At 42.0% G+C, this 12,506-nt stretch carries 15 protein-coding genes; 4 read left to right on the top strand and 11 right to left on the bottom strand.

The features are described 5' to 3' along the window. Positions 1-113: 113 nt before the first annotated feature. The 3 genes from trxB (at position 114) to ASU1_RS06885 (ending at position 2,477) form a co-directional block, all read left to right on the top strand. Positions 114-1,067, top strand: a complete 954-nt coding sequence (trxB, locus tag ASU1_RS06895) for a thioredoxin-disulfide reductase (RefSeq protein ID WP_014992055.1) — start codon at positions 114-116, stop codon at positions 1,065-1,067. Between the two features lie 109 nt (positions 1,068-1,176). After that, entirely contained in the window at positions 1,177-1,929 is a 753-nt protein-coding gene (gene kdsB / locus ASU1_RS06890; RefSeq protein WP_014992054.1) for a 3-deoxy-manno-octulosonate cytidylyltransferase, read from the top strand. A 122-nt stretch (positions 1,930-2,051) separates the two neighbouring features. Then, positions 2,052-2,477: a YidB family protein gene (locus ASU1_RS06885; RefSeq protein ID WP_014992053.1), complete on the top strand. Its 426-nt coding sequence runs from the start codon at positions 2,052-2,054 to the stop codon at positions 2,475-2,477. Between the two features lie 71 nt (positions 2,478-2,548). On the opposite strand, the gene nudC is transcribed toward ASU1_RS06885, so the two are convergent. Genes nudC through pepQ form a run of 5 tightly spaced genes read right to left on the bottom strand, consistent with a single transcriptional unit; the run spans position 2,549 to position 6,702 of the window. Continuing rightward, entirely contained in the window at positions 2,549-3,337 is a 789-nt protein-coding gene (gene nudC, locus ASU1_RS06880) for an NAD(+) diphosphatase (protein ID WP_014992052.1), read from the bottom strand. After that, positions 3,337-4,035, bottom strand: coding sequence for a pseudouridine synthase (locus tag ASU1_RS06875; protein ID WP_014992051.1), 699 nt, complete (start codon positions 4,033-4,035; stop codon positions 3,337-3,339). Before ASU1_RS06875 ends, nudC begins: the two co-directional genes overlap by 1 nt. After that, on the bottom strand, positions 4,036-4,884 hold the full coding sequence (locus ASU1_RS06870) for a DMT family transporter (RefSeq protein ID WP_014992050.1): 849 nt from the start codon (positions 4,882-4,884) through the stop codon (positions 4,036-4,038). Then, on the bottom strand, positions 4,884-5,348 hold the full coding sequence (locus tag ASU1_RS06865; protein WP_014992049.1) for an FxsA family protein: 465 nt from the start codon (positions 5,346-5,348) through the stop codon (positions 4,884-4,886). The genes ASU1_RS06870 and ASU1_RS06865 overlap by 1 nt, the downstream gene beginning before the upstream one ends. A 22-nt stretch (positions 5,349-5,370) precedes the next feature. Further along, positions 5,371-6,702, bottom strand: coding sequence for a Xaa-Pro dipeptidase (gene pepQ / locus ASU1_RS06860; RefSeq protein ID WP_014992048.1), 1,332 nt, complete (start codon positions 6,700-6,702; stop codon positions 5,371-5,373). A 23-nt stretch (positions 6,703-6,725) separates the two neighbouring features. On the opposite strand from pepQ, the gene tusA reads away from it, so the two are divergent. Next, on the top strand, positions 6,726-6,965 hold the full coding sequence (tusA, locus tag ASU1_RS06855) for a sulfurtransferase TusA (RefSeq protein WP_005603270.1): 240 nt from the start codon (positions 6,726-6,728) through the stop codon (positions 6,963-6,965). Positions 6,966-7,014: 49 nt separating this feature from the next. Here the strand turns inward: tusA and rraB are convergent, their stop codons facing one another. The 6 genes from rraB to ilvD form a co-directional block, all read right to left on the bottom strand. Next, complete coding sequence (gene rraB, locus ASU1_RS06850; protein ID WP_014992047.1) at positions 7,015-7,455, bottom strand: ribonuclease E inhibitor RraB; 441 nt, start codon at positions 7,453-7,455, stop codon at positions 7,015-7,017. A 35-nt stretch (positions 7,456-7,490) separates the two neighbouring features. Beyond that, complete coding sequence (locus ASU1_RS06845) at positions 7,491-8,189, bottom strand: glycosyltransferase family 25 protein (protein WP_014992046.1); 699 nt, start codon at positions 8,187-8,189, stop codon at positions 7,491-7,493. Between the two features lie 49 nt (positions 8,190-8,238). Continuing rightward, entirely contained in the window at positions 8,239-8,859 is a 621-nt protein-coding gene (gene yihA / locus ASU1_RS06840; RefSeq protein WP_014992045.1) for a ribosome biogenesis GTP-binding protein YihA/YsxC, read from the bottom strand. Positions 8,860-9,123: 264 nt separating this feature from the next. Then, positions 9,124-9,546 (bottom strand): DUF805 domain-containing protein, encoded by a 423-nt coding sequence (locus tag ASU1_RS06835; RefSeq protein WP_014992044.1) that lies wholly within the window; start codon positions 9,544-9,546, stop codon positions 9,124-9,126. A 39-nt stretch (positions 9,547-9,585) separates the two neighbouring features. Further along, a complete protein-coding gene (locus ASU1_RS06830; protein ID WP_014992043.1) occupies positions 9,586-10,416 on the bottom strand; it encodes a ZIP family metal transporter in 831 nt (276 codons plus the stop codon). Positions 10,417-10,543: 127 nt separating this feature from the next. Further along, positions 10,544-12,379, bottom strand: a complete 1,836-nt coding sequence (gene ilvD, locus ASU1_RS06825) for a dihydroxy-acid dehydratase (protein ID WP_014992042.1) — start codon at positions 12,377-12,379, stop codon at positions 10,544-10,546. Positions 12,380-12,506 lie beyond the last annotated feature (127 nt).

Raw genomic sequence — 12,506 nt, 5'->3', positions numbered from 1 at the left:
AATTTCTGTTAGCTGCTTCACAAAATCGAAAAAAAGATGAGTGAAAACGAAAATAGAGTTAGCGGTAAATTTACGCTAAAATAGCAACGATATTTATTGATAAGGATTACATCATGACAGTTAAACACGCAAAACTTTTAATTTTAGGCTCCGGCCCGGCAGGTTATACTGCAGCCGTTTATGCCGCTCGTGCGAATTTAAATCCGGTATTAGTCACCGGTATGCAGCAAGGCGGTCAATTAACCACTACTGATGAAATTGAAAACTGGCCGGGCGAGTATGAGCATACTACCGGTACCGGTTTAATGGATAAAATGCTGAAACACGCAGAAAAATTTAATACGGAAATCATTTTTGACCATATCAACAGCGTAGATTTATCTAAGCGTCCGTTTACTTTAAAAGGCGATATTAATACTTTTACTTGTGATGCATTAATTATCGCAACTGGTGCTTCTGCAAAATATTTAGGTTTACCATCTGAAGAAGCGTTTAAAGGCAAAGGCGTGTCGGCTTGTGCAACTTGTGACGGTTTCTTCTATCGTAACAAACCGGTTGCAGTGGTTGGCGGCGGTAATACTGCGGTTGAAGAAGCGTTATATTTAGCCAATATCGCAAGCGAAGTACATTTAGTGCATCGCCGTGACAGCTTCCGTGCTGAGAAAATTTTATTAGGTCGCTTACAGAAACGTGTGGAAGAAGGAAAAATTATTCTTCACACCGATAGAACGGTCGAAGAAGTGTTAGGCGACAATATGGGCGTAACTGGTGTACGTTTAGTTTCAACCAAAGACGAAAGCAAAGAAGAAATTAAAGTAGACGGTTTCTTTGTTGCGATCGGTCATGCACCGAATACCGCTATTTTTGACGGTCAGCTTGAATTGGATAACGGTTACATTAAAGTGAAATCGGGCTTGGAAGGCAATGCGACCGCAACTAGCGTAGAAGGTGTGTTTGCAGCCGGTGACGTAATGGATCATAACTATCGCCAAGCAATCACTTCTGCCGGTACAGGCTGTATGGCAGCGTTAGATGCAGAACGTTTCTTAGATGCGTTAGAAGCCTAAAAATATTTTACGGAACATCAGTTTTATTCAAACAAGCGGCTAGATTTTACAAGAATTTTACCAATATTGATTTGAGCGGGTGTTCCGTGTTTTTTATAAAGGAAATGTTATGAATTTTACTGTGATTATTCCGGCACGTTACGCTTCAAGCCGTTTACCTCGTAAACCGCTACTGGATATTGCCGGCAAACCGATGATTCAACACGTGTGGGAAAAGGCACAACAAGCCGGTGCGACACGTGTGATTATTGCCACCGATCATCCGGAGATTGAAGCAACTGCTAAAGCATTTGGTGCGGAAGTGTGCATGACTTCGGATCAACATAATTCTGGCACGGAACGTTTAGCGGAAGTGATTGAAAAGATGCGGATTGCCGATGATGAGATCATCGTAAATGTACAAGGTGATGAGCCATTGATCCCGCCGGTGATCGTTTCGCAAGTGGCGGAAAATTTAGATCGCTGCCAAGTGAATATGGCGACATTAGCGGTAAAATTAACCACTAAAGAAGAACTTTTCAATCCGAATGCCGTCAAAGCGCTGGCAGATAAAAACGGTATGGCACTCTATTTCTCACGTGCGCCGATTCCGTTTGCCCGTGATCATTTCGCTGATTGTGATGACGCTTTTGTCGCAAGCCAAAATTACTTACGCCATATCGGGATCTATGCATACCGTGCTGGCTTTGTAAAACAATATGTGGCTTGGCAACCGACCCAATTAGAACAATTGGAATCGTTAGAGCAATTACGTGCGTTGTGGTACGGAGAAAAAATTCATATCGAACTTGCCAAACAAGCACCGCAAGTAGGTGTAGATACGCAAGAAGATTTGGAACGTGTTCGCCGGATTCTAGCTTAGAATCGGCAGAAACAAGCGGTCAAAATTGCAAAAAATTTTGCAAATCAGACCGCTTAATTATCTAGGCTGAGTAGCAACTCAGTAAATAAAAACGTGCTTAGGCACATTCTCGGAGTAAACCTATGTTAGGAAACATTTTAGGCTCAATCGCATCATCTGTTTTAAGTGGCGGTAACGGCAACCAATCAACAGCACTTCAATTAATTCAAGCATTACTACAATCGCAAGGTGGTGTTGAAGGTATTATCGCTAAATTACAACAAGGCGGTTTAGACGATTTATTAAAAACGTGGATCAGTGCGGATGAAGAAAACGCACCGGTATCAGGCGAGCAAATCGCAAATGTATTCGGTCAAGAAAATCTTCAAGCAGCCGCACAAGAAGTGGGTGTAGAAGAAAAAGATGCCGGCGATTTATTGGCGGAATTTTTACCAAAAATCGTTGATACATTAACACCGGATGGTCAATTGCCGGATCTACAAAACTTAAATACTAACGACTTATTAGCTCAAGCGGCAAAAGGTGTGTTAGGTAAATTATTTAGCTAATCTTAAAAAACAGGGAGAATTTAATTCTCCCTGTTTTTGTTTTGACGTAATTAGCCTTTATAAAATTATCGCTATCTTTCCTCTCGACAAATCTTCAACGTTTCTTTGATTAGCTCCAACGCAATTGTACCTTCCGGTGGTAGTTCGGGGAGTGGTTGATCGCAGTCGAACCATTTTGCATCGAAGATTTCTTCCTCTTGTAGCGTGATTTCACCACTTCCGTAATCGGCGAGAAATCCTAGCATCAGTGAATTTGGAAATGCCCACGGTTGGCTGCCGAAATAGCGGATGTTTTTGATTTTTAAACCGCTTTCTTCCCATACTTCACGCTGAACGGTGGTTTCTATCGCTTCGCCGGCTTCGACAAAACCGGCTAATGTGGTGTAAATCGTGCCTTTGTGACGCAGGTGGTTGGCGAGTAAAATCTGTCGTCCACGGCGTACCGCTACAATAATAGACGGGCTGATGGTCGGGTAGCTACGATGTTGGCAATTTGGGCAATGAATCGCTATTTCGTTATCAGCAAGTTTGGTATGCGATCCACATTTACCGCAGAATTTATGCGTATTGAGGAAATTATTAAGTGAAACCGCTCGGTGTAACAGATGAGCGAATTCCGCCGGACGAGCAATCTGTGAGCGTAGGTTCACCATGGTAAAATTTTGCAGATTTTCGACCGCTTGTTCATCCAGTTGCACCAGAAAAACCGGTGAGTTTTGATATGTTCCAACCTGTAATTTAGCAAAGCTGGCTAAACCTAATTGTTCGGCGGTGCCGAAAGGAATCTCATCATCTTTTAAAGCAATCTCAAATTGATGTACTAATACCCAATAACTTTTCATATTTGCTCCCGAAATCATTAAATTTTTAAGTCAATTTGTTGAAATAATTGGCGTTTTTCTGCCTCATTTAAAATACGATATTCACCGCTATCTAAATCACCAAGCTGAAATTGCCCTAAACCGACACGGATTAAGCGCAGGGTCGGAAAGCCGATGTGTGCGGTCATTCGGCGCACTTGGCGGTTTTTTCCCTCGTGAATTGTTAGCTCGATCCAACTGGTTGGAATAGTTTTTCGTTCTCGAATTTTTGGGGCGGTTTGCCATTCATAATTCGGGGCGGAAATTGCTTTCGCTTTTGCCGGTTTGGTTAAGCCGTCTTTCAGTTCAACACCTTTCTCTAACTTAGCTAAATCTGCAGTTTGCGGAATACCTTCCACCTGTGCGAGATAAGTTTTCTGCTTTTCAAATTTAGGATTTGCCAACCGATGCTGAATTTCACCGTTATTAGTCAGTAACAATAAGCCTTCGCTGTCACGATCTAAACGGCCGACCGGATAAACTTGTGGAATCGGAATAAAGTCTTTCAGCGTTTGTCGTCCTTGTTCATCGGTGAATTGGGTTAGCACGTCAAACGGCTTGTTAAACAATACGACCACAGTATCTTCAAACGAAAGCTGTGGCTTAAGCGGTCGTTTTTTGGTTCTATTTTGCAAGTTCGGTTTGGTTGTTGCAGAACGAGGTTTATTTTTTTGATTAAATTTAGCTTTAAACATCATTTATTTCTTTAAGTTAGCCCAAGCGACCGAGAATAAAATAATTGCGCCGCCAATCAACATTTTGATAGTTGGTACTTCGTTAAAACATAGCCACGCAATCGCAATGGCATATACCGGTTCAAGCGAGATAATCATCGAAGCGGTACGGGCGTTGATCGTATCAAGGCTGGAGACAAATAGCGTATATGCCAATGTGGTACAGAAAAAACCGATACAGAAAATCCAAAACCAATCGAGGGCAGGTGCGTTTATTAAGCCTTTTGTGGAAAAAGGTAATAAGATCAGCATTGCCACTAAATATTGCCACCAGCTCGTTTGTGTGCCGGATAATTTGCTCATAGTTTTCCGATTTACAATTGCCAACACACCATAGACCAAAGCGGATAAAACACCCCATAAAAGTCCTAATGTTGCTTGATTGCCAAAAGTAAATTCCGGTGTGACCAAAATTAAGCCGATGGTGATCGCCACAAGTAAAAAGCCTTCACGATAACTGAGTTTTTCTCTAAAAAAGAGCATTTCAAATAATGCGACAAAAGCAGGAAAGCTGGCGAAGCCTAAAGTTGCTAAGGCGATACCGCCTACTTGTACCGCAGTAAAAAAGGTCACCCAATGGGCGGTAAGTAATGCACCGGAAAGTATTTGGCTAAATAATTCTCGGTGAGTGAGTTTTACAAGCGGTTGTTTTTTCCATATAAAATACAAAGAGATAAAAACAAGTGCAATCATCACTCGCCCAAGCACAAGTGTATCCGGGCTGCTTTCAATTAATGCACCGAAAATACCGGATGCACCAAAAAGGATTGCGGTAAAATGTACTTTCAAGAGTGCGAGCGTATGTTTATCCACTATTTAATCCATTTATCTTGATCTTGTTTACGTTCAAATTCGGCATCGAAGGTATTGTTATCTTGCTGTGAAAATTGACCGCTTGAAAAATGGTTGAAACGCACTTTCGCTTTAAAGAATTTCATTAAATAACGTTCGGCAATCTGACGAGTCATCGGCAACATTAATAAGATCGCAATAATATCGCTTAAGAAGCCGGGAATAATTAAAAAAACACTGGCTAAAATAAACAGGAGTGAGCCGATAACCGCTTGTGTCGGGATTTTGCCTTGGCTTAATTCACTACGAATTGAATAAATGGTATATAACCCACGTAATTTCACAAACCATAAGCCTAATACCGAAATAGCGATCAGTAACAAAATCAGCGGTAGTACCCCGATTTGGGAGCCGATTGAGACCAGTAGTGAGATCTCGAAGTAGATATACAGAAAAATGCCGAATAAGATAAAAAGAAATGGCATAACAGTTCCTTATTTGAATGCTTTAATGATCAGAAAGTTGAAGTTCAATTTCCGCTTTTTGGGTTAAATTCTCCGCTCCTTGTGAACGCATCACAATATTGTCTTCGGTACGGATGCCGCCGAATTGTTTAAATTCAGCGATCTTTTGCCAATTAATATGACGTGCAAGCGGGCTATTTTGCAACGGATTCAGCAACATATCAATGAAATAGAACCCCGGTTCGATCGTCAGCACCATATTTTCCGCCAAATCACGAGTACAGCGCAGACTTGGATAAACCTCCGGCGGTGATTTGCGAGTACCACGATGATTTTGTTGGAAACCGGCGACATCGTGTACTTGTAGTCCAAGCAAATGTCCTAAACCGTGTGGCAAAAAGGCTCTGGAAATCCCTTCTTCAAAAATTTGTTCCGGTGTAAGACGGACAAAGTCATATTGGTGCAGCATTTCAGCAATCCATTGCTGCATTTGCGTATGATAACTCAGATAGTTTACATCCACAGCAAGCCGCTCAATAATGCGATATTTGTATTGTTCCATTTGCTTAATCATTGCTGCAAATTCGCTATTAGGATCAGCCGCATAAGTGCGAGTAATATCGGAGGCATAACCGTGTACGGTTGCACCGGCATCAATCAGAAAACTCTGCGGTTGCGGATTAGGGGCGTAATCAAGGCGAGTATAGTGTAAAATAGCCGAATGTTGATTGATGGCAATAATATTGCCGTAAGGCACGTTTAAGTCGGATTGCTGACTGGCTTTTAGGTAAGCGAGGTTAATTTCAAACTCGCTTTTCCCTTCAAAAAAGGCTTGTTTTGCCGCCTGATGACCTTTTAATGCCGCAAATTGTGCTTGGTAGATTGCTTCGATTTCAAATTCACTTTTAATCGAACGTTCGAAATGGAGCTGATTCAGTACTTTTTGCGGATTGATTTGGTTAAAACCAAGTGAATTTGCCAAGTTTTCATTTTCACCGATAAAGGCGCAAGCGGTCGGATTTTGGATAAATTTTGCAATTTCTTGGGCATCTTGCAAAATCACCCACTGAAATTCATCTGCAAAAAAAGCATCTGTCGGGGCAGTCGGTGGCGTATGCCAATAATCGTTCGGCGCATAGAAATAGACGGTCGGCTTATTTTTGCCGTCTAAAAATAACCAGCAATTTTCTGCTGTCGGACAAGGGAAGAAGTAGTTAAAATGTGGGTTTATTTTAAAGGGGGCGGTTTGATCATCTAAAAAATGATAGCGAGCCGTACCGGAATGAATCCATAAACCGCTGAGAAAGTTACTTTCTAAAATCGTTTGAACGACTTGCTGTAGTCGCTTGATATGTTGTGTAAATAATTGTTTCATAAAAGAAAAAATAAGAGAAAAATATGACGGATATAAAAATTGACCAAACATTAGATACGCTTGGGCTACGTTGCCCGGAGCCGGTAATGCTCACTCGCAAAACCATCCGCAATATGGCGGAAGGCGAGGTATTATTAATTGTGGCGGACGATCCTGCCACTACGCGAGATATTCCAAGCTTCTGCGAATTTATGGATCACCAATTGCTAAATAGCGAAACGGAAAATACCCCGTATCGTTATTGGGTCAAAAAAGGGCTTTAAGCACAATAAAATAATCCCCCACACAAACGTATGGGGGATTTTTTAACTATTAGTGACGTCTGATTTCTTCTTCATCAAACTCAAAATCTTCATCTTGATCATCGAAGAATTCGCCGTCTTCACCATATTCATCATCTTCCGCATTCGGATCTTCAAAATAAGTACCCCAACCCTCATATTCCGCACCGACTTTTTCAATCAGTGGCAGTAATTCTTTTTGTTGGGCGGTAATGATGTCGGCATTTAAATTGACTTCGCTTACGATATCACATACGAAGATTACTTTGCCGTTCTCTTCTTCTACTTCTTCCGCTTCTGAAATTTCGTAGCCGAGTTTATAGGCATCCACCACTAATTTTTCCAGTTTATCAAAATCACGGTGTGCTACGTGGTGTTCAATAATATAAAGCGCATCCGGATCCGAACCGTCTTTTAATAGGTTTTCGATGATCTCATCCGTTTCTTGGCGTAATTTATTAAAATCGTACATTGTTTTTTCCTTATTAATGTAAATTGTTTGGCATTCTATACCGACTTATTCGCTCTGGCAATTTCTCGATCGGCTTCAAGGTCGGAATCATTCGGATTTACAATTTTTCCGAGTAATGGATTCAGCACCAACATATTCTGAGTTGGGCAGATATGAGTAAAGTGATCGGCTAACCAATAAGGTTTGTTGGTTTTCAATTGTTCTACCAACTGAATCGCACGATCTTTACGTATCGCATAAAGCGCCGAACCATCACTATCAAATAGTGAAGAGTGATTATCGGTTAAAAAGTGGAAATCACGTTGCTCCGCACTCGCGGTATAAAAACCTTCATGAAATAGTGATAATTTATGTAGCAATGCAATTTCGATTTCCGGACGATTTTTTAGTTCTTGTAAGATATTACTCAGGAAATAATGAAAATTATCTACCAATTGAATATCGTCTTCAGCAATCACGGCAAAATCGGTTAATTCAAGTTGCGGATTCTCTGCAATTTTTTGCCAACAGCGAATATGTGAGAGAGTACAAGCGATTTCGCCTAAAGTAATCTCTCTGCCAATGATGGATTTAATTTTTTCGATATTAAATAACAATTCCGGTGCATCTAACAGATCTAATACTTTTTTATCAATAGCCGGTATTCGTTCAAAATATTTGGCATCAGAATGGGCTAGAAAACGCTGGAGGCGTTGAGGATGTCGATTAAGATTGATCACATAGCCGTAAAACATAATTGTCCTTTGTAAAAAGAAAGCTTATCCGAAGATAAGCTTTAAATTTTTATGATTGTTGTTCTACAAAAACTTCGCTAAACCAACCGTCTAGTTTAGCCGCCAGTTTATCAATACCAATTTTATTTAGAGCAGAATAGGCTTCGACTTGAATATCGCCTTGGAACGGTAGAATCGCTTCTCGCACCATTTTTACCGTTTTACTTCTTGCGCTTTGGCTGAGTTTATCCGCTTTAGTTAATAGTAATAACACCGGTAATTGTGCGGATACCGCCCATTCGATCATCTGTTGGTCGAGATCTTTTAACGGGTGGCGAATATCCATTAGGATAACCACACCTCGTAAGCATTCACGCTTTTGTAGGTATTCACCTAACGCTTTTTGCCATTGGAGCTTCATTTGCTCCGGCACCGCCGCATAACCGTATCCCGGTAAATCGACGAGTTTACAATTCGGCTCGACTTCAAATAAGTTAATTAACTGGGTGCGCCCCGGTGTTTTTGAAGTTCTTGCTAAGTTTTTTTGGTTGGTTAATGCATTGAGAGCAGTAGATTTACCGGCGTTTGAACGACCGGCAAAGGCAATTTCCACACCATTGTCTTCCGGTAAATGACGGATATCCGGTGCAGAAGTTAAAAAATGAGTTTTGTGATAGTTTAGTTTGAGCATTATTAGTATTTCTTTTTAAATTAAAAATAGATTTTTTCCTACTTTCTTTGCGTTGCCAAAGAAAGTATATATTAGGCAGTCTGGGCTGGGTTCCCTTCTGAACCGCCTGAGCGTGTTGCAATTTGTAGGAACATTTTTCTTGAGCGAAGCGAATCTAAAATGTTCCGTTAAGCAAATTTCAACTAAGCGAAGATAAGCGGTGAAGTAGGGTTGCCTTTCTTTTGGTTACTTTTCTTTGGCAACACAAAGAAAAGTAACATTGATCTATCGTGCTAGGAATTTTACACTTAAGCCCTTTTCCCCATACTGGTTTGCCTGCGGATTACCTTTAAATACACCCCATTCCAGTAATAACATCGTACCGATAAACATCGGCATCATCATCCCGAGTAGCCATTGCATTGTGCCTTGGGCTGAAAGGGATACACCATAGCACACAACCGGTACAAATGCCATGATAACCGCTTTACCGGAACGGTTACGATCGTGTAGGCGCTTTATAATCACCGCAGATAAACTATATACGGCGAGTACGAGCGGAATTAAATTAATCACACTGAAAGCGGTCGAATTTAACCAAAAATTTGCAACAATAAATAAGAAAATAAAGTTAATCGCAAAGCCGATCCAAAAGCCCTGACGATTGAGTCTTCCTTGAAGTGAAAACAGTGCTTTGTACCAAATCATACAAATTCCTTTGAGTAACGATCAAAATAGGAGCGTAGCTTAGCCTAAAGCGACATCTAATACCATCATAATTACAAATCCCGCCATTAGACCTAAGGTGGCAATATCGGTGTTACCGCCGCTTTGTGACTCGGGAATCAGCTCTTCTACCACTACGAAGATCATTGCACCGGCAGCGAATGCAAGCGCATAAGGCAGAATTGCTGTCATGGAAAGCACAAATGCGGCACCAATGACTGCGGCAATTGGCTCAACCACCGCAGACATTGCTCCCCATAAGAAAGCTTTTTTGCGGCTTTGTCCTTCGCCTCTCAGCGGCAGAGAAAGAGACGAACCTTCCGGAATATTTTGTAAGCCAATCCCGATTGCTAAGCCAAGCGCAGCGGTGAGCATGGCTTGGTGATCGGCTACATCTGAGGCTAAAGCACCAAATGTTACTCCGAGGGCAAGTCCTTCTGGAATATTGTGAATAGTGATAGCTAAAAACAATAGCATACTTTTGGATAAATGCTTTTTGAACTTCGGCATTCCTTCCGCATCGGCAAGCGGTTTACTTAGATGTAAGTGCGGAACAATATGATCAATCATACGCAAAAAGAATCCGCCGGCAAGAAAGCCGACCGCTGCCGGAAGCCACGCAAGCGAACCGTAACTTGGCTCGGCATATTCGAGAGCTGGGGCGAGCAGTGACCAAAACGAAGCCGCAATCATCACACCGGCGGCAAAGCCCATCATCACATCCAGTAATTTGCGGTTTACCGTTTTAAAGAAATAGACAAAAGCAGCGCCAAAAACAGTACAGCCCCAAGTAAATAAACCGGCGATAAACGCTTGTAGAATCGGGTTTAGCGATAAAAACAAATCAAACATTTACATTCCTAATAAATAGATCTCAAATGGAGATCAAAAAGCGGTCAAATTTGCGCGAATTTTTGCAAATTATTTTGCAATTTTCTAGCGAAATTTGACCGCTTTTATAAGTTTTAATTAATAGATTTTATAGTTTGGTTTTATCACGCACCGCACCTTTGTCGGCAGAGGTTGCGAAGTGACCGAACATTTTTAATGCCATTGAAACTTCACGTTGGCGATTTACCGGTTTCCAGCCTTTCGCATCTTGTTCCGCACGGCGTACCGCTAATTCTTCATCTGAAACTAAAAGTTGAATTGAGCGGTTTGGAATATCGATCGCAATTTTATCGCCGTCACGTACTAAACCGATGGTACCGCCGGAAGCCGCTTCCGGTGAGCAGTGACCGATAGATAAACCGGATGTACCGCCGGAGAAGCGGCCGTCCGTTAATAGCGCACACTCTTGACCTAAACCGATAGATTTTAAGTAAGTGGTCGGATACAACATTTCTTGCATACCCGGGCCGCCTTTCGGGCCTTCGTAACGGATGATCACCACATGACCGGCACGTACTTTACCGCCTAAAATGCCTTCCACCGCTTCTTCTTGGCTTTCAAACACAATTGCATCACCGGTGAATTTTAAGATGGATTCATCTACACCGGCGGTTTTTACGATACAGCCGTCTAGTGCGATATTACCGGTTAGCATTGCTAAACCGCCGTCTTGGCTATAGGCAAATTCTTTTGAACGGATACAACCGTTTTGACGGTCGTCATCTACCGTATCCCAACGGCAATCTTGTGAGAATGCTTTGGTGGTACGAATCCCCGCCGGGCCGGCACGGAAGAATTTATGTACCGCTTCGTCTTTCGTTAAGGTAATGTCGTATTTCGCAATCTGTTCGCCGATCGTCATACCTAATACGGTTCGTGTATCTGAATGTAATAAATCGGCACGCTCAAGTTCGCCTAAAATTGCCATAATACCGCCGGCACGGTGCACGTCTTCCATATGGTATTTATTGGTATTCGGCGCAACTTTGGATAAACACGGCACTTTACGTGATAAGCGGTCGATATCCGACATAGTGAAATCCACTTCCGCTTCTTGTGCTGCAGCTAGTAAGTGTAAAACCGTATTGGTTGAACCGCCCATCGCGATATCTAAGCTCATTGCATTTTCAAATGCCGCTTTGGTTGCGATTGAACGCGGTAATACGCTCGCATCGTCTTGTTCGTAATAACGTTTGCAAAGTTCAACGATTTGACGACCGGCAGTTAAGAATAATTCCTTACGGTCGGCATGAGTGGCTAACATCGAGCCGTTGCCCGGTAAAGATAAACCTAATGCTTCGGTTAAGCAGTTCATTGAGTTGGCGGTAAACATACCTGAACATGAACCGCAAGTTGGGCAAGCGGATTTTTCAATCGCATCCACGTCATCGTCACACACGGTTTTGTCGGCACTTTTCATCATTGCATCAACTAAGTCTAATTTGATGAGTTGATCAGATAACTTGGTTTTACCCGCTTCCATCGGGCCACCTGATACAAATACCGCCGGAATATTTAAACGCATTGCTGCCATTAACATTCCCGGGGTGATTTTGTCACAGTTTGAAATACACACCATCGCATCGGCACAGTGCGCATTGACCATATATTCCACCGAGTCAGCGATTAAATCACGGCTTGGTAATGAGTAAAGCATACCGCCGTGCCCCATTGCGATACCGTCATCTACCGCAATGGTATTAAATTCTTTTGCAACACCGCCAGCTGCTTCAATTTGTTCGGCAACCAGTTTACCCATATCACGTAAGTGGACGTGACCCGGTACAAATTGGGTAAAGGAGTTTACTACGGCAATAATCGGTTTGCCGAAGTCGTTTTCTTTCATTCCTGTTGCACGCCATAATGCACGTGCGCCTGCCATATTGCGACCTTGCGTTGAGGTTGCAGAACGTAAAATAGGCATAATCTCTCCAATGTTATTTCAGTTGTGTTTGTAATGGATAAATAGACGCTAATATATTAGCACACCGCTTAAAATCCTAAAACAAGCGGTCAATTTTTTAGTTATTTTGGCATATTATTAAAAATAA

The sequence above is a fragment of the Actinobacillus suis ATCC 33415 genome, from assembly GCF_000739435.1.
In the GTDB taxonomy this organism is placed as follows: domain Bacteria; phylum Pseudomonadota; class Gammaproteobacteria; order Enterobacterales; family Pasteurellaceae; genus Actinobacillus; species Actinobacillus suis.
This window is presented reverse-complemented; position numbering and strand designations above follow the sequence as displayed.

Coding starts and splice junctions, on each gene's coding strand:
- trxB (WP_014992055.1), top strand. CDS start 114: ATGACAGTTAAACACGCAAAACTTTTAATTTTAGGCTCCGGCCCGGCA.
- kdsB (WP_014992054.1), top strand. CDS start 1,177: ATGAATTTTACTGTGATTATTCCGGCACGTTACGCTTCAAGCCGTTTA.
- ASU1_RS06885 (WP_014992053.1), top strand. CDS start 2,052: ATGTTAGGAAACATTTTAGGCTCAATCGCATCATCTGTTTTAAGTGGC.
- nudC (WP_014992052.1), bottom strand. CDS start 3,337: ATGATTTCGGGAGCAAATATGAAAAGTTATTGGGTATTAGTACATCAA.
- ASU1_RS06875 (WP_014992051.1), bottom strand. CDS start 4,035: ATGATGTTTAAAGCTAAATTTAATCAAAAAAATAAACCTCGTTCTGCA.
- ASU1_RS06865 (WP_014992049.1), bottom strand. CDS start 5,348: ATGCCATTTCTTTTTATCTTATTCGGCATTTTTCTGTATATCTACTTC.
- pepQ (WP_014992048.1), bottom strand. CDS start 6,702: ATGAAACAATTATTTACACAACATATCAAGCGACTACAGCAAGTCGTT.
- tusA (WP_005603270.1), top strand. CDS start 6,726: ATGACGGATATAAAAATTGACCAAACATTAGATACGCTTGGGCTACGT.
- rraB (WP_014992047.1), bottom strand. CDS start 7,455: ATGTACGATTTTAATAAATTACGCCAAGAAACGGATGAGATCATCGAA.
- ASU1_RS06845 (WP_014992046.1), bottom strand. CDS start 8,189: ATGTTTTACGGCTATGTGATCAATCTTAATCGACATCCTCAACGCCTC.
- yihA (WP_014992045.1), bottom strand. CDS start 8,859: ATGCTCAAACTAAACTATCACAAAACTCATTTTTTAACTTCTGCACCG.
- ASU1_RS06835 (WP_014992044.1), bottom strand. CDS start 9,546: ATGATTTGGTACAAAGCACTGTTTTCACTTCAAGGAAGACTCAATCGT.
- ASU1_RS06830 (WP_014992043.1), bottom strand. CDS start 10,416: ATGTTTGATTTGTTTTTATCGCTAAACCCGATTCTACAAGCGTTTATC.
- ilvD (WP_014992042.1), bottom strand. CDS start 12,379: ATGCCTATTTTACGTTCTGCAACCTCAACGCAAGGTCGCAATATGGCA.